This window comes from Providencia xihuensis (assembly GCF_041953405.1).
Taxonomy (GTDB): domain Bacteria; phylum Pseudomonadota; class Gammaproteobacteria; order Enterobacterales; family Enterobacteriaceae; genus Providencia; species Providencia vermicola.
Window position 1 is genome coordinate 1,953,547 of the sequence record NZ_CP169565.1, and the last position, 16,043, is coordinate 1,969,589.

The 16,043-nt window shown below is 40.5% G+C and carries 15 protein-coding genes; 6 read left to right on the top strand and 9 right to left on the bottom strand.

From position 1 onward, the window contains the following. Positions 1 to 6 precede the first annotated feature (6 nt). Together ACE2AL_RS08620 and ACE2AL_RS08625 are read left to right on the top strand one after the other, a co-directional pair. Positions 7 to 1,593 carry a 5-oxoprolinase/urea amidolyase family protein gene (locus ACE2AL_RS08620; RefSeq protein WP_272539628.1) on the top strand — a complete coding sequence of 529 codons (1,587 nt, stop codon included), beginning with the start codon at positions 7 to 9 and terminating at the stop codon, positions 1,591 to 1,593. Between the two features lie 4 nt (positions 1,594 to 1,597). Further along, a complete protein-coding gene (locus ACE2AL_RS08625) occupies positions 1,598 to 3,340 on the top strand; it encodes an acetyl/propionyl/methylcrotonyl-CoA carboxylase subunit alpha (RefSeq protein ID WP_375084246.1) in 1,743 nt (580 codons plus the stop codon). Positions 3,341 to 3,380: 40 nt separating this feature from the next. Here the strand turns inward: ACE2AL_RS08625 and ACE2AL_RS08630 are convergent, their stop codons facing one another. Further along, positions 3,381 to 3,650: a hypothetical protein gene (locus ACE2AL_RS08630; RefSeq protein WP_206082311.1), complete on the bottom strand. Its 270-nt coding sequence runs from the start codon at positions 3,648 to 3,650 to the stop codon at positions 3,381 to 3,383. 418 nt (positions 3,651 to 4,068) lie between these two features. On the opposite strand from ACE2AL_RS08630, the gene ACE2AL_RS08635 reads away from it, so the two are divergent. After that, positions 4,069 to 4,611, top strand: coding sequence for a DUF924 family protein (locus tag ACE2AL_RS08635; RefSeq protein ID WP_375084247.1), 543 nt, complete (start codon positions 4,069 to 4,071; stop codon positions 4,609 to 4,611). Between the two features lie 54 nt (positions 4,612 to 4,665). Here the strand turns inward: ACE2AL_RS08635 and ACE2AL_RS08640 are convergent, their stop codons facing one another. The 5 genes from ACE2AL_RS08640 to ACE2AL_RS08660 form a co-directional block, all read right to left on the bottom strand. Then, on the bottom strand, positions 4,666 to 5,259 hold the full coding sequence (locus tag ACE2AL_RS08640) for a molecular chaperone (RefSeq protein WP_206082309.1): 594 nt from the start codon (positions 5,257 to 5,259) through the stop codon (positions 4,666 to 4,668). Between the two features lie 150 nt (positions 5,260 to 5,409). After that, complete coding sequence (locus ACE2AL_RS08645) at positions 5,410 to 6,186, bottom strand: DmsC/YnfH family molybdoenzyme membrane anchor subunit (protein WP_206082308.1); 777 nt, start codon at positions 6,184 to 6,186, stop codon at positions 5,410 to 5,412. 1 nt (position 6,187) lies between these two features. Continuing rightward, the gene (locus ACE2AL_RS08650) at positions 6,188 to 6,805 is read right to left on the bottom strand and encodes a DMSO/selenate family reductase complex B subunit (protein ID WP_206082307.1); all 618 of its coding nucleotides are present in this window, start codon (positions 6,803 to 6,805) and stop codon (positions 6,188 to 6,190) included. Between the two features lie 11 nt (positions 6,806 to 6,816). Beyond that, entirely contained in the window at positions 6,817 to 9,246 is a 2,430-nt protein-coding gene (locus ACE2AL_RS08655) for a DMSO/selenate family reductase complex A subunit (RefSeq protein WP_206082306.1), read from the bottom strand. A gap of 283 nt (positions 9,247 to 9,529) precedes the next feature. Then, on the bottom strand, positions 9,530 to 10,798 hold the full coding sequence (locus tag ACE2AL_RS08660) for a mechanosensitive ion channel family protein (protein WP_206082305.1): 1,269 nt from the start codon (positions 10,796 to 10,798) through the stop codon (positions 9,530 to 9,532). Positions 10,799 to 11,131: 333 nt separating this feature from the next. Between ACE2AL_RS08660 and ACE2AL_RS08665 the strand changes: the two genes are divergently transcribed. Both ACE2AL_RS08665 and ACE2AL_RS08670 read left to right on the top strand, forming a co-directional pair. Beyond that, entirely contained in the window at positions 11,132 to 11,638 is a 507-nt protein-coding gene (locus ACE2AL_RS08665) for an anti-virulence regulator CigR family protein (protein ID WP_375084248.1), read from the top strand. Between the two features lie 423 nt (positions 11,639 to 12,061). Next, positions 12,062 to 12,910: a D-amino-acid transaminase gene (locus tag ACE2AL_RS08670; protein WP_272574093.1), complete on the top strand. Its 849-nt coding sequence runs from the start codon at positions 12,062 to 12,064 to the stop codon at positions 12,908 to 12,910. Between the two features lie 14 nt (positions 12,911 to 12,924). Here ACE2AL_RS08670 and ACE2AL_RS08675 read toward each other — a convergent pair whose 3' ends face one another. The 3 genes from ACE2AL_RS08675 to ACE2AL_RS08685 form a co-directional block, all read right to left on the bottom strand. Next, positions 12,925 to 13,500 carry a cysteine hydrolase family protein gene (locus ACE2AL_RS08675; RefSeq protein WP_206082304.1) on the bottom strand — a complete coding sequence of 192 codons (576 nt, stop codon included), beginning with the start codon at positions 13,498 to 13,500 and terminating at the stop codon, positions 12,925 to 12,927. A 95-nt stretch (positions 13,501 to 13,595) separates the two neighbouring features. Next, complete coding sequence (locus tag ACE2AL_RS08680) at positions 13,596 to 14,957, bottom strand: HAMP domain-containing sensor histidine kinase (protein WP_272574078.1); 1,362 nt, start codon at positions 14,955 to 14,957, stop codon at positions 13,596 to 13,598. Beyond that, entirely contained in the window at positions 14,947 to 15,621 is a 675-nt protein-coding gene (locus ACE2AL_RS08685) for a response regulator (RefSeq protein ID WP_206082302.1), read from the bottom strand. The genes ACE2AL_RS08680 and ACE2AL_RS08685 overlap by 11 nt, the downstream gene beginning before the upstream one ends. Positions 15,622 to 15,792: 171 nt before the next feature. Here ACE2AL_RS08685 and ACE2AL_RS08690 point away from each other — a divergent pair, with 171 nt between their 5' ends. Continuing rightward, a complete protein-coding gene (locus tag ACE2AL_RS08690; RefSeq protein WP_206082301.1) occupies positions 15,793 to 16,038 on the top strand; it encodes a hypothetical protein in 246 nt (81 codons plus the stop codon). Positions 16,039 to 16,043: the final 5 nt, after the last annotated feature.

Consider the following 16,043-nt stretch of genomic DNA (forward strand, 5'->3'; position numbering starts at 1 on the left):
TGCCCATTGAGATTTTTACCTGTCAATTTAAGTGCGCTGATGGTAGAGCTTCAAAGCCTTGAGCAGACAATGGCGCTCACAGATTCATTGTATGAAACGCCAATTAAGGGGATTGAAGAAATCACACCTGCAGCAAGGACGATTTTAGTTCGCTATAACCCTATCATTGTTAATGCGAAAAATTTGGTTAGCCAGATTTCTGTCAGAGATATTTCGAAAGTGACGTCTAAATCGAGCAAATTAGTGGTCATCCCAGTGCATTATACAGGGGAAGATTTAATAGAAGTTGCTGAAATATTAGGTGTTTCTATCAGTGAAGTGATCCGTCGTCATACGGAAAATGAATACCACGTTGCATTCAGTGGTTTTGCACCTGGTTTTGGTTACATGGTGTCGAAAGATGCACAGTTGCATGTCCCTAGACGCCAATCACCACGCGTTCGTATCCCCGCGGGTTCTGTCGCGCTTGCAGGGGAGTTTAGCAGCGTGTACCCACAAGCAAGTCCAGGCGGATGGCAGCTGATTGGTGTGACAGATCTTGCTATGTGGGATATCAATCGTCCCGAGCCTGCTTTAGTCCAAGCGGGCTCACGGGTGAATTTTACCAATGCAGCGAAAAGTACGCTGAGCTATAGCCTGCCTGAAAAGGTCAAGCAAACAGCAATCTCTCAGAATTTAACGAATGATTTCACCGTATTAGCGACAGGGTTACAAACATTATTCCAAGATTTAGGCCGTGTTGGCCAATCAGCGCTGGGTATCTCAGAATCAGGGGCTATGGATAAAACGGCTCTGCGTAGCGCTAACCGCCTTGTGGGTAATCGTTCCGATGAAACCGTGTTAGAAATCACGCAAGGTGGTTTTAAGGCTCGGGCAAATAAAAATTTAATCGTTGCGGTCACAGGGGCGCCTTGTGCAATTGAAATAACGACAAACAACAACGAATACTACGAAGCGAATGTGTATGAAACTCTTCATCTTGCTAAAGGCGATGAGATTAAACTGGGGCGCCCAACGAAAGGTGTTCGCAGTTATTTGGCCATTCGTGGTGGTTTTAATGTTGCCCCGATTTTATCGAGTCGTTCGTTTGATACCCTAGCCCAAGTTGGGCCATTACCCTTAGCGGTTGGTCAAGAGCTCGCAATAAATAATCAAACAACTTCGCAAGCTATCTCCGTTAACGAAATGCCTGCTTTTGATTACCCATCAGCAGATGATGTTGTGGTTTTAGATGTTATTTTGGGGCCAAGAACAGATTGGTTTACTCAGGAGGCTATTGAGCGACTCACTCACCAATTATGGCAAGTGACTGCTGCATCGAACCGTATTGGTTTGCGACTTCTGGGTGAACAACCGTTTGAGCGAAAAATCCAACAGGAATTACCGAGTGAAGGGACCTGTATTGGGGCGATCCAAGTCCCTGCAAATGGACAACCTGTTTTATTTTTAAACGACCACCCATTGACGGGCGGATACCCCGTTATCGGTACTGTCTGTGAGTATCATTTGGATCTCGCAGGGCAAATTCCAGTGAATGCCTTAATACGTTTTAACCCATTAGGCGAGTTTAAAGAATTACAAGGGAGTGATTGAGCTTATGAATACGAACAACAATAACAAAGACCATAAAGTATTGATTGCCAATCGTGGCGAAATTGCTGTACGCATTATCCGTGCATGTCGTGATTATGGTTTTCAATCTGTTGCCGTGTATGCAGATAGCGATATAGCTGCGTTACACGTCAAAATGGCTGATGAAGCTTATGCTTTAGGGGGGAGCACCCCAGCTGAAAGTTACTTAAATATTGAAAAGCTGATAAGTATTGCCAAGAAATCAGGGGTAACAATGGTTCACCCAGGATACGGTTTTTTATCCGAACGAGCAGAGTTTGCTCGCGCGGTTAACGAGGCAGGGTTAATTTGGATTGGCCCGAGTGCTGAAAGCATTGATATCTTAGGGGATAAAGTGCAAGCTCGTCATATCGCAATGCAGGTCGGAGCCCCTTTGGTTGTCGGGACAAAAGACCCTGTTAAAGACGCGCGAGAAGTGGTGGAGTTTGCCCATCAACATGGCTTGCCGATTGCAATAAAAGCGGCGTTTGGCGGTGGTGGACGAGGCTTAAAGGTTGCATGGCAAATGCATGAGGTCGAAGAGCTTTATCATTCCGCTGTGCGCGAAGCGACCGCTGCATTTGGTCGAGGTGAATGCTTTGTTGAGCAATTTTTGCATAATCCACGCCATATTGAAGCACAGGTTATTGCAGATACGCATGGCAATGTACTGGTCGTGGGAACCCGCGATTGCTCATTGCAACGTCGTAATCAAAAATTAGTCGAAGAATCTCCTGCTCCATATTTATCAGAAAAGCAATTACAGCAAATTATCACTTCATCGACCGATATTTGTCGTAAGGCGGGGTATGTCGGCGCGGGTACGGTTGAGTTTTTGCTTAGCCAAGATGGAACGTTATCTTTCCTTGAGGTCAATACAAGATTACAAGTTGAGCATCCTGTGACAGAAGAAACGGCAGGAATTGATCTGGTTATTGAACAGTTGCGTATTGCACAAGGCCTGCCGTTAAGTATCAATGAAATGCCTAAACCGCGGGGGCATGCTTTTGAGTTTCGTATAAATGCAGAAGATGCAGGAAATGGTTTCTTACCGACGCCAGGGACGATTACCGTTTTTGATGCACCATCAGGGCCAGGTGTACGAGTGGACAGTGGGGTAGAAGCAGGCACAACAATCCCGCGAACTTTTGACTCTTTAATGGCAAAACTGATCGTGGTTGGAAATACCCGTGAACAAGCTATTTCACGTGCTCGTCGTGCTTTGGCTGAGTTTACTATTGAGGGGGTGGCTTCTGTTTTACCTTTCCACCAGGCCGTGATGGAACAGGCTGATTTTTGTGGCGATTTTAAAGTGCACACTCGCTGGATTGAAACGGAGTTTAATGTGGATATTCCTCCTGCGCCACGTCAAATTCCACAAGATAGCAATGTATTAACGCGTACGTTTATTGAAATTGATGGCAAACGCTGTGAATTGGGCTTGCCAGCTGAGCTCCTTTCTGGTTTATCCGTTAACAATGCACCAGTAACAAAAGTGACTTCTAAAAAGGAGAGTAATCCAGATGCTGTTAATGCTCCGATCTCAGGTGTGTTATTTAACTGGTTAATCCCACAAGGTGAAAAAGTGAATGAAGGGGATATTATTGGGGTAATGGAAGCAATGAAAATGGAAGTTCAGGTGCTTGCTCATCAAACAGGAACTTTAGAACATAGTGTCAATAAAGGCGATTTTATCGAAGCAGATTGCCAAATTGCACAAATAAATTAGTTAATCCTTTAGCTAACTTGGGTTCAAATAGGGGCTCAAGTTAGCGTGAATGGCGTTCTGGCAGTGAACGTAGAGGGGGATGCGGTGCTGGAACAGCATGTTTTTCTTCCGCAGTCATTTCTTCGCTGTCACGATAGACCTCCCCGCAGAGGAAATACAGATTAGGGCGTTTTGACTCGAGGTAGCTTTTTCTGCTAACACATTGTTCTTGAGTGAAAATGGTGTCAGTGACAGGGAGTGCATCACATGAATCTGTCCCGCAAGGGCTGACCCATAATGCCCAACCAATAAGTACCATATGTCCTGCCATTTACATTGCCATCCTTAATGAGAGCCAATATTAAACGCTGAAGAATTATTAATGTGGCGTCGTGTACTTAAACGCGTTAGCTATACAATTATCTTATCAGTGAAATTCTAACATTAGCTTAACCAAATGTATCTATTTCCTCTTGATAAACAGATGTCCTCACATTAAATAACAAAACATGAAAATTGAAAAAGTTTAAACCTATTATAGTGATAGATACAATAATTTACCTCAGGTATAAACAAGCTAATTTGTTAAATTGTGACAAAAAATGTTGTGCAATTTTTTAGCGTTAGGTCTCAAAAAAACAAAATAATTTGCTGTGAATTGCTGTTTTTAGAGTTTAACTCTGTTAATTAATACGATTATTAACTAGGATTACGATAACGTCTAATAAGAAAATCGATAGGAATATACGATGAATGCCATGGAAGAAGTGCTTTCATTTTGGTTTGAAGAATCAACACCAAAACAGTGGTTTGAAAAAAGTACAAAATTTGATTCGACGATTGCCCGCCGTTTTTCAGCGATTTGTGAGCGTGCAGCGAAAGGAGAACTCGCTTATTGGCGTGCGTCAATTCGTGGTCGTTTAGCGGAAATTATCGTGCTTGATCAGTTCTCTCGTAATTTATGGCGTGATACTCCGCGCGCTTTTGCTCAAGATGCGATGGCGTTGGCGTTAGCGCAAGAAGCCATCAAGCAGCATGATTATAATTTATTGACGCTATCGCAACGTAAATTTGTCTTAATGCCTTATATGCACTCAGAGTCCAGTTTCATTCATTTACAAGCGGTGGAACTCTTCCGTATGTTAGGGGATGACAATACGTTAGATTATGAAATGCGCCATAAAGCGATTATTGATAAATTTGGTCGTTATCCGCATCGTAATACGGTTTTAGGCCGCTCATCGACCCAACAAGAGCTGGCTTTTTTGCAAGAGCCAGGCTCCTCATTTTAACGTTTAAACAACCAAAGAGCAGGTAGCTTGAGCTTACTCTTGGGTATAATAAAATTAGCGGAATAACTCAACCTGAATTGGTGTAAGTTCAAGTTGTTTTTGTAAGTCAGTTAAGTAGACTTCAGTGACCTTGGCGATATTTGGGTAGAAGGCGTTTTCTGTTTGCGTTTGTTGAACTAAGGTTAAGTAGCGGTATGCCCACGGTAATAAATGCTGCTCCAACAATTCAACGATAGCGTCATCTTCCCCATGTTCTGCGAGCGCTGAAATTGCCATCAACATCAAGCCAAACTGGTCTTCAGGTTCTCGAATGCCAGTATCAGTAACTAACCCTTTTGATTGCAGTAAGTTGCGATAAGCCGCAGTTGACTCTCCCATGACGGTATTATCATGCTCAAAGTACACTGATCCCCAAGGTGGAGCAGGCATGCTACCTTGCCCTTCAAATAAGACAGAGTAATCATAAGCAATATCATTAGGGGCAGTTTGTGCCAATGAAGCACAAATAGCCTGAATTTGTTCTGAGTCTTTCCATGAGTGTAATTGTGGTAATTCACCTAAGGCGGAATAGACGTTCTGTAAGGTATCTGATTGTGGGGAATAGTAAAAAAACGCACCTAAAATGCGCAGTATAGTGGTGTCTAGCATCGTATTTTATCCATCTTATTTCGCGCTGCAGCATGGCATTTTAATCTGATTACGTTCAATGATATTGTTGCAGAGTAATTTTGGCATTTAATCAAAGAACGCCAGAAGGCGTCCTTTGATAGGTCATTTTAACACAGTAACAACAAAGGGTTACATGGTGATTTGCCATAAATTATAGAAAGCAATGCGACCCGCAAGTTCAGCCAGTAAAACCGCTGCCGCACAGGTAGCTAAGGTCGCTTTCGGTGCGCGTTGTTTCAGTGCGATACCAACAAATGCAGCTAAGGCAATAGCTAAAACAACCACTTGGAAGCCCCAGAAACCTGTTTGCTCGCTACTGAGAACAGGGCCTGTTTCTGTTAGGAACGCTTGATATCCCGCTCGGCTGGCAAAAATAGCGAACGTACCGATAAGAAAAGCAGCAATGCCTAATCCGCGAGCACCAATGGCAATGGCAAGTGCACCACCCCCAACGAGCATGGTCATCCACATTTGCAGTGTGGTATAGCCCGTATTCCAGTTTGCGATTGTTGCAATGTTATATACCTGTGGGATTGACCAGACAAAGGCTAATCCAGATACCACAGCCGCGATATTCGCCAATTCACGCAAGACGGTATTTTTGAAGAACAATGTGAAAAACAAGGTTGCTGCTGCACATCCAACAAATACACCACTTAAGAAGGCTTCGTTACTCATTGGAGAACGACCAACACCTAACAGCATATTAAAGAAGCGCAGTGGTTGACCTACGTGCAATCCACCGATAACTAAACCAATAAGCATAATAACAAACGCAACGATATTCGCCGTTTTTAACTGTTTGTCATCGATGGAACCCATTTTGCGGCTTAAATAGGCCAATAAAAACAGCCCCGCAGCGGATTGCCCTAAGACGGTGAAAAAAACTAATGGTAATTCATGCATTTTACACCTCCGCAGGGTTTTTTAGTTCGCCACTTTTATCACCAAATGGCTTCGCGTCTTTATGGGGTTTGATGACAATGTTCGGATTAGTGAAGCTTGGGTCTGGCATTGGTGCAATCCCACACTCTGTGCCATGTAACTCACGCAGAACATTAATATCATCAAAGTCTAAAGCGCGTTGTGGGCAGGACTCAACACACACGGGCTTCATACCTTTTGCGACACGCTCATAACAGCCATCGCATTTGCTCATCAGTTTTTTCTTCTCATCAAATTGCGGGGCACCATATGGGCAACGCAATTCACAATAACGACAACCTACACAAATAGACTGATCAACAACTACTAGGCCATCTTCTTCTCGCTTATGCATTGCACCTGTTGGGCAACCCGCGACACATGTTGGGTTTGAGCAGTGGTTACAGGAAATTGACAGATAATAATTAAAGACATTCTGCTGCCAAATGCCATCTTGTTTTTGCCAACTACCGCCGCCAAATTCGTACACACGACGGAATTTAGGGCCTAAATCTAAATCTTTTTCGTCCTTACAACTGACCTGACAGGTTTTACAGCCAGTGCATTTTGTGGAGTCAAAATAAAAGCCATACTGTTTCATGATTTAACTCCTTAAGCGCGTTTAACTTCAACAAGGTTAGTATGCTGTGGTGTTCCTTTTGCCAACGGAGAAGGCACGTGAGAAGTCAATGTATTGATACAACCACCAACATCTAAACCTTCACTATTTAGAGTACGCCATGCACCCTGTGGAACAGCAATAACACCAGGTAAGACACGCTCAGTGACTTTGACTTTAATTTGGATACGGCCACGGTCATTGAAAATTTCAGCCAGATCACCATTACTTAAACCACGTTGCTGTGCATCAATTGGATTGAGCCAAAATTGGTGTGGGATGGCTTCACGCAGCATCGCAACATTATAATAAGAGGAGTGTACGTGGCCTTTATCATGGAAGCCTGTCATTAATAAAGTGTGCTTTTGGTCTTTAGCTTGTGCTTCAACCCCTTCTTTATTCACACAATATTCAGGAAGAGCAGGGATGCGCTGGCCTTCTGGCAACTCCCAGTTTTTGACTCTTTCAGCTAATTTTTCCGAGTAAATTTCAATTTTTCCAGATGGTGTTTTTAACGGATTGTTAATCGGGTCATCACGGAATTTTTTCAGTGCAATATTTTCGCTACTATTTAGGAACTTACGGTCAATGATACCCGCACCGTCTGTTTCACTAAATTCAGGTAGATGTGGCATTTTTTCACGAGTCTTGTTGTAACAGAACTCAATCCACTCAGCGTAAGTACGGCCTTCCGTGAACTGTTCTTTAACACCCATTTTTTCAGCGATTTCGGCTAACACATCATAGTTAGGACGGTTTTCCCATAACGGCTCAATCGCGTTTTGTAAGCGTACAAGATAATGATACGCACCGCTTGCATAGGAGTTATTAATCAGGTCGTTAGTTTCAACCGTAGTGACATCAGGTAACAGCAGATCAGCATATTTAGCGGATGGGGTATCATGGTTATCCCACACCAAAATAAACTCACACTTAGACTCATCCGAGAGAATTTCATGCGTTTTATTCAAATCACCGTGCTGGTTGCCAATGACGTTACTGGAATAGCACCACATAAATTTGATGTCATTTTCCAGTTTATCGACGCCTTTAATACCAGCATTTTCTGCAGTCAGTTCTTTACCTCGTACAATGGCTTCAGACCACATGTAGGTTGGGATCAACGCTTTCACAGGGTTAGGTAGCGCAAAACCTGCAACAGGATAAGCGTAGCTATTACCCCATAAACCAGTGTTAGTTCCTGCTCGGCCAATGTTACCTGACATCAATGGCAGCATCATGATAGAACGACATGCTTGTTCGCCATTTTCAGTGCGTTGTAAACCCCAGCCCTGTGAGATCCAAGCGCGGTTTGCATTGCCAATTTCACGTGCTAATTGGGTAATACGAGCAACAGAGATGCCTGTCAGTTTACTTGCCCATTCAGGGGTTTTAACAATGCCATCAGGACCATTACCTAAGATATAATCTTTGTATGATCCATTACGCGGTGCAGAAGCAGGAAGTGTAGACTCATCCCAACCGATGCAATAATTTTTCAGGAATTCTTCGTCAGTTAACTCTTCTTGGATCATCACATAACCCAATGCAGCGACTAATGCAGCATCCGTGCCTGGGTAAATAGGGATCCATTCAGCGCCCAAAGTTGTGACGCTATCCGTGCGGCGAGGGTCAATAATAATGACTTTCGCTTTACTTTTGTCTAAGGCATTGAGTGTTTCATAGAATTGGCCACCACCAGACATCCGTGTTTCGGCGAGGTTATGCCCAAACATGACGACTAAATCAGAATTTTGGATTTCAGATAAATAAGACTCTTCAACGCTACCATATACGTATGGTGTAATTTCCATTAATTGAGCGTACGAATAAGTACCGTAGTCACCTAAAAAACCACCCGTTAAGCTAAGTAAGCGTTTACACGCTGCGCGACCATGCAAATTGGCGCCTGTAGAACCTGAACCGTATTGGTAGTAAATAGCATCACTGCCATATTTATCAATGGTATATTTCAGTTTTTCAGCGATGATGGTGGTGGCTTCATCCCAAGTGATTTTCTTGAATTTACCTTCGCCTCGTTTACCCACACGCACCATTGGGTATTTTAAGCGGTCTGGGTTGTAGGTTTTCCAACGTACAGAACGTCCACGCAAACATGGACGGATTTGGTGCTCGCCTAATGTGGAGTCATCGTACATTGTTTCGTTAGAAATACGGCTGATAACACCGTCTTTAACGTGAACCTTCAGAGGGCAACGACTTCCACAGTTAACTAAGCATGCGCTATAACTGATTTTTTCGCTGACTTCGTCAGGCATGATTGCTGGTGCTTTTGCTTGAGCAGAAAAGGGGAGAGTGATTGAGCCTGCTACTGCGGCGACACCCGCAACAGTTGCGGAGGTTTGTATAAACTCCCTCCTGCTCAGTTCTCCAAATTGAGTATTATTTTTAATTTTATGCATTGACATTGCCTATATGTAAATAACAACACGACTTTCTTGTTTTATATGTTAAAAAAAGTCTCTGTTAAGTGACATGACGTACATCAATGTTACTGCGGATAAATTAGATGTATTCATTTAATTTATAAGGTTTTTTTTTGAACTAGAACCGATTTTAATCCTATTTTTATTAACAATCGTTATGTTTTTTTTTATATAATGGTGGGGTATGAAGCGAGGAAAAAGAGGGGGTAAACCCTCTTTTAAAATACTACTTTAGATGTAGAAAAATAAGAAACTTTAACTAATTACTTTGGGTTAACGGTTTTACTGCCGATTGGTTAATTAACCTAACGTCATTTCCGGTAGGTGATTGATGCGGCATTAAATTAAACTGTGGCAAAATGGAGAAAATATGGTCAAAGATATCCGATTGAATCCTCTCATATTCAACCCAAACCGTTGTGTTAGTGAAGGCGTAAATCTCAATTGGAATACCATTTGAGTCAGATTCCAATTGCCTCACCATAATCGTCATTTTTTTATGAATATTGGGGTGTGCTTTTAAATAGGCATCAATATATGCGCGAAATGTCCCAATATTAGTCAAACGTCGCTGATTTAATGGGATTGCTTTATCATCAGGTATTGCGGAATTAAAAACTTGGATTTCAGACACTTTTTGGCCGATATATGGCTCAAGTAAATTTGCTTTTTCGCAATGCGAAATTTCTTCTGGTGTCAAAAAATGTACGCTGGTGGCATCAATACGAAAGCTACGTTTTATCCGGCGCCCGCCAGATTCGGTCATGCCTTTCCAGTTTTTAAAAGAATCTGAAATTAATGCATAAGTTGGAATAGTTGTAACAGTATTATCCCAATTACGGACTTTAACGGTGGTTAAACCGATATCAATAACAGCACCGTCCGCACCGTATTTAGGCATTTCTAACCAATCGCCAATATTGACCATATTATTGGCAGATAATTGTATACCAGCAACTAAGCCCATTATTGGGTCTTTGAATACCAACATCATCACTGCTGTCATGGCACCGAGTCCACTTAAAATAATCAGTGGAGACTTACCAATTAGTAGCGCAATGATCATGATTGCAATCAGTATGGATGCGATGAGCTTAATACTTTGGAAAATTCCTCGCAAAGGAAGGTGAGCGGTTTTAGCAGCACGTTGTAAGATGCCTAACACGATATCGAGTATGGAGTAAATCGTTAATAAGCCAAATAATAGGCACCATGCTTGTGAACCGACTTTAAGCACTATCTGGGCTGTTGACCCAGTAGATAGCCAAAGTGATGCTTGAATGTTAACAACAATACCTTGAATTACAAATGCAATTCGGTTGAAAAGATTATGTTGGGTAAGCAAATGCGGCCAGCTACCTACTGATTTTTGCCCCCGTTTCTCTAATGAGGGTAGCAATATTTTGTGTAAAAAAAGGTGTAAGACAAGGGCGACAATCAGTATGAGCCCAAGCACAATGAGCAAAGAGGCGAGGTTGGCATAGTCTTGATTAAACTGGTGTACCCAGTCGAGCAGTTGCTGCTGCATGTGTTCTCCTTCTATCAAAGGTTTTGTAGAAAATCTCAAAAAAGTGAGCAAAGCCTGAATAGCATATCATATATGCGATAAAAACTCATTAAGGGTGATATTAAACACTGCCTTAAATGTTTTAATTAGTTAATAATTTCATCACATTAATGACGACTAAGACTATCATTAAAATAGCAGATTTCAAAAGACACAGCCCAGTAGAGAAATAACATTTACATAACATGACAGATGATAAGTATTTTCCGATTGCGAATGAATATGGCGCAGAATAATGTTTGCTGAATATTAAAAGCGAGTTTTCTCACAGATCTGCGTATTCAGGAGGTAATCATGAATATATTTAAGTTAAGTAATGTTAGGAGGGGAGTACGTTCTCGTCATCTACTATTTTTCTTTGCGATGGTAATGCCACTATCATCAATGTCTTCACCATATGAAAATAATGAGCAAGGAAAGGGTAAAGGGCATCACCAAGTTCATAATGGAAAGGATAAGCAAACTCAGCGAAACGAAAGAAGTAATGCTAAATGGCATCAAGATACGAATAAGCAGAAACATACGCTGGCAAATTTTAATGTCAGTTTTGGTTATGTTCGTCCACTCGCTATCGAATATGGCTTAACTGGGTATAAAGGCTTACCACCAGGTATAGCGAAACAAATTGGTCGAGGTAAACCATTACCACCTGGTATTGCCAAAAAGGTACTCCCTAGGGAATTTGTATCGCAACTTCCAGTGTATGTTGGTTATGAATGGCAGGTAAGTGGGCGGGATTTACTGCTTGTTGCAGTTGGAACTGCGATTATTGCAGAGATTATTGAAAATGTTTTTGAATAAAAAAGCGGCTTTGAATTCAAAGCCGCTGTGCAAAATGTTTGCAAATTAACGCTAATGATAAGGTAAATGAAAGGTTTGATTGACTAGAAAACAACTAACTTACATAAAACGTTTTGACAGTAATTCAACGACTTCTTGAACACTACTGATAAATTCTTTAATGCTGCTCATGGTTAACTCCGATTATTAAAGTGTGATCTTGATCACGTGAGAGCATTTTAATCTTTGGATTGTTAATGTCAAGTTAATCTTAAAATATATTTTAAAAATTAAACATAATTTTAATGTGGATATTCATCACGGTTATTGGTGCATCCTCTAGACGCTTTATAAGAAAAAAGAGATGAATTTAAACGCAGATAGATAAATATGGTGTATGGTTAATGATATAAAAGAGAATAAAATGGCAGATTAAAGGGATGTATCTCAATGATAAGTTACGTGAATGGTCAATACCTACCTGAAGAACAGGCAACAGTCTCCGTTTTTGACCGAGGTTTTTTGTTTGCCGATGCGGTGTATGAAGTGACAGCCATTATTAACGGTAAATTGGTCGATTTTGAACATCATATTGCACGCTTACAACGCTCATGTCATGAATTGCAACTTGCTTTACCTTATAGCTCAGAAGAAATTAAACAAATTCATACGCAATTAATTGAGCGTAACAATATCAATGAAGGACTTATTTATCTTCAATTCACTCGAGGAAATGCAAAGCAGCGTAACTTTTTATTCCCTGATAAAGATATTCAGCCAACATTAGTCTTGTTTGCACAAAAGACGAATATTGTTGATAACCTAAAAGTAAAAAATGGCATTAGGGCTGTCACTGTAGACGATATTCGATGGGCGCGGTGTGATATTAAGACAGTGGCTTTATTAGCGGCTTCTTTAGCGAAAGAGTATGCTAAACAACAAGGTGCTGATGATGCAATTTTCGTCAAAGATGGAATTGTAACAGAAGGGAGCTCCAGTAATTGTTTCATTGTGAATCAACATGGTCAATTACAAACCCGAGGGTTGAGTCATGAAATATTACCAGGCATTACACGAAAAGCCGTTCTTTCACTGGCTAAAGAGCAGGGTATCGCAATTATCGAAAAAGCGTTTAGTCTTGAAGAAATGCTAACGGCGAAAGAGGTCTTTATGACATCAGCTACAACATTAGTTTGCCCTGTGATCAAGATTAACCATCAGAAGATTGGAGAAGGTAAGCCGGGGAATATTGCCATCCGGCTACGTGAGATTTACCTAGAAAATACAAAATAATAAATTAGGCTTTGCTATTTTAATTGCAGAAATTCCTTAACGGAAGAAACGGTGACCATACCCTCTAATGCTTGGAGACTTTGTTCATGAAGTTCAAGTGTTGGCGCGGCGCATAAGTCATCTAAAATGGTGACAAAATAGCCTAAATCATGCGCTTCCCGTGCTGTGCTCTGAATGGCTTTTACGGTGCTTACACCACCGATAAATAATTGCGTAATTCCATTATTAGTCAGCCATTTATTAAAATGGTTTCCTGCAAATGCAGAGACACCTTTTTTAATCATGATTGGGTCACGAAAACCCACATCAAGGTCATTTACCCAATTGCAGCCATTATCACTTAACTTTAATGCGCCGATTTCTTTGGCATGTTGAAACATGGGGGAGCCAGCGGGAACATCGTGGTAATTATCAGAAAAACCGACTTTTACCCAAATAACAGGAATATGAAGGTTCCTCGCGTGATTGGCTGCTTGATTCGTTTTTTCAATAATTTTGCGCTCATAAGTTTGTTGGTAGCTGGAATTTGATAAGCCATTTTTACCAATTATCTCTTCAATGAGATCAATAATTACTAATGCCTTGGACATTATTGCCTCTTTTTGCTGTAAGTAAATTAACTTAAAGGCGACTATTTTAACCCTAAAATAGGGAGTGTGTTGTTAACTCAATTACAGAATTAGATTTATGGCAAATCAATAATGAAACCAATCCCTCTATTATCTAACCCATCAGTAACTCTAATTGACGCATTAATTTTCATTGCTAAATTATGGGCGATGGATAAACCTAATCCACTCCCTGTTTCCATTGTGCCAGGAACACGGTAAAAGCGAGAGAAAATGAGTTGGCGACTTTGTTCAGGAATGCCTCGCCCATTATCTTGTAATGAAATAGTGGCACCAAAGGGGGTTAAATCTTTAATTGAAACTTTGATATTTCCTTTTTCAGGGCAATATTTGATCGCATTTTCAATTAAGTTGGTAAAGATATTTGTCAGAGCTAGTTTATCTGTGAGCACATAGAATGATTCTGGGCTTTGCAGTTCAACATCAATATTCTTATTAATTGCATAAGGAACATGGGATGAAATAATGGTGCTGATTAAAGTGGGTATATCGACTTGCTCTTTATTTAAGACGAAATCCTCGGCTTCTAAACGGGCTAAATCAATAAGCTGATGAGATAAAGAAGCTGCACGGTTTAGTGTCTCCTGCATGTCATTAATAATTTCTTCTTTTTCTTTTGGATTATCGATTTGCATTAATAAGTGTAATTGGGCGATAACGGCAGCAATCGGGGTGCGAAGCTCATGTGCGGCATCTGCCATAAAACGCTTTTCACGCTGATTAGCCGCATCAACACGAGCCATTAAATTATTGATTGCGGCAATAATCGGCCGAATCTCTTTATATTGTTCCTTAACTTCGATAGGCGTTAAGTTTCCAGGTTGGCGGCTGGAGATAATTTTTGCCGCTTGTCTTAATGGTCTTAGACTAAAATAGGCGGTAATTAAAATAGCAAGTAACATTATTCCTAAAATAAAGGCGAGAGGAATTGCAGTGCCTTCAGCAGGGTTTCCTAATAATGATTTTCTATCACTATAGGACTCTGCAATAACAATTTCGAATGTGTTTGTTTTATCCCAAGCAGAGGTGAAATGCCAATCTTTATGTAGGTTAGCTAATTCAGAAACAGATTTTAGTGAAGGAACCTTTAATTTTTCATTATTGCGGTAAAAAACATTGCCTTGTTGGTCCCTGACAACCATAAAAGGACGATAGGTTATTTCATCACCACTCTCCATTGCGTCTGCATATAGATTTTGTAGGTTATCTGCAATTTCTTTGAAATATTCAGGGTTATTTGAAACCACACTTAATGTTTTAGCAAATCCTTGAGTAATAATCTCTTGCTGTTTATCAAGCTCTTCATGAATTGAAGGCCAATAGAAAAACTGTAGCCAGCCAACTAATATTAGCCAGAGAAAAATTACAGAGCTAATTTGTAATCCGAAGATATAAATAAAAAAGGACTTAACTTTCACTTGTTTGAGCTTCTTTTTTTAATAAATAACCGATACCACGGATAGTAATAATGCGTTCTTTACCTATCTTGCGGCGCAAATTATGGATATGAACCTCTAAAGAGTTACTTTCTACATCATCAATACCAAAGAGACGTTGTTCTAAGTCTGTTTTTCGAACAACATTATCGGCATTCTTAATTAATTCATACAGTAATAAATATTCTTTTCCAGAAAGTAGAAGCAGTTGCTCATTAAGTGTGACTTGATGATTTAACGGGTTTAATTGCAGATTATCTAATTGCCAAATCTCAGAAGAAAACCCCGCTATTCTACGGCTTACAGCTTTGACGCGAGATATAAGTTCTGGCATAGCAAAGGGCTTAGTCAAAAAATCATCTGCGCCTGAGTCTAAGCTAGAAACCAAATTATCCATCTGATTTCGAGCTGTTAATATAATGATTGGAATTGACTCCCCAGATTGACGCCATGCAATTAATTCTTCCTGACCATCACCATCAGGTAGTCCTAAATCTAATAGCATTAAATCAAAATTACGAGAAGCGAGCTGTGACTTTGCATCTGTAAGCAACCGTACCCAACAGGGGTTAAAACCAGCTAATTCAAGTCCACGACAAAGTGCTTTTCCCAACTGGAGATCATCTTCTACTAATAGGATATTCATATTATCACCTCTGACCGTCAGTATAAGTAGTCAATGGAAACCAGACAATATCTCGCCGTCTCAAGTTCAGCTTAGATTTAAGTTTATCTTAAGGTTGGTTTAACCCAGTTTTAAGGTACAAAAATATAGACAGATTATTATTCTTACACCCTCCTAAGAATAAGAGCATTGATGATGAAACAAGCTTTCTATGAAGTACCAATGTTTATTGCAGTTATTCTCATCGCTTTGATCATCATGGGAAAAGATTTCAATAAGACATCAGGCATTTATCCTTCTAGCATAACAATCAATGAAATATCAACATGTATTGATGTTAATAAATGTATTTCGCAGTCGCATCTTTCTGATGAAAGAAAAAACAAATCAAACCTATTAAAAGAAATTAAAACGTTTTTAAGACAAAAGATTTATTAACTACG

What these genes read in the sequence shown, in the direction of transcription:
- ACE2AL_RS08685 (WP_206082302.1), bottom strand. Translation starts at nt 15,621, where the DNA reads ATGAATATCCTATTAGTAGAAGATGATCTCCAGTTGGGAAAAGCACTT.
- ACE2AL_RS08650 (WP_206082307.1), bottom strand. Translation starts at nt 6,805, where the DNA reads ATGAAACAGTATGGCTTTTATTTTGACTCCACAAAATGCACTGGCTGT.
- ACE2AL_RS08630 (WP_206082311.1), bottom strand. Translation starts at nt 3,650, where the DNA reads ATGGCAGGACATATGGTACTTATTGGTTGGGCATTATGGGTCAGCCCT.
- ACE2AL_RS08645 (WP_206082308.1), bottom strand. Translation starts at nt 6,186, where the DNA reads ATGCATGAATTACCATTAGTTTTTTTCACCGTCTTAGGGCAATCCGCT.
- ACE2AL_RS08640 (WP_206082309.1), bottom strand. Translation starts at nt 5,259, where the DNA reads ATGCTAGACACCACTATACTGCGCATTTTAGGTGCGTTTTTTTACTAT.
- ACE2AL_RS08635 (WP_375084247.1), top strand. Translation starts at nt 4,069, where the DNA reads ATGAATGCCATGGAAGAAGTGCTTTCATTTTGGTTTGAAGAATCAACA.
- ACE2AL_RS08660 (WP_206082305.1), bottom strand. Translation starts at nt 10,798, where the DNA reads ATGCAGCAGCAACTGCTCGACTGGGTACACCAGTTTAATCAAGACTAT.
- ACE2AL_RS08675 (WP_206082304.1), bottom strand. Translation starts at nt 13,500, where the DNA reads ATGTCCAAGGCATTAGTAATTATTGATCTCATTGAAGAGATAATTGGT.
- ACE2AL_RS08625 (WP_375084246.1), top strand. Translation starts at nt 1,598, where the DNA reads ATGAATACGAACAACAATAACAAAGACCATAAAGTATTGATTGCCAAT.
- ACE2AL_RS08655 (WP_206082306.1), bottom strand. Translation starts at nt 9,246, where the DNA reads ATGCATAAAATTAAAAATAATACTCAATTTGGAGAACTGAGCAGGAGG.
- ACE2AL_RS08690 (WP_206082301.1), top strand. Translation starts at nt 15,793, where the DNA reads ATGATGAAACAAGCTTTCTATGAAGTACCAATGTTTATTGCAGTTATT.
- ACE2AL_RS08665 (WP_375084248.1), top strand. Translation starts at nt 11,132, where the DNA reads ATGAATATATTTAAGTTAAGTAATGTTAGGAGGGGAGTACGTTCTCGT.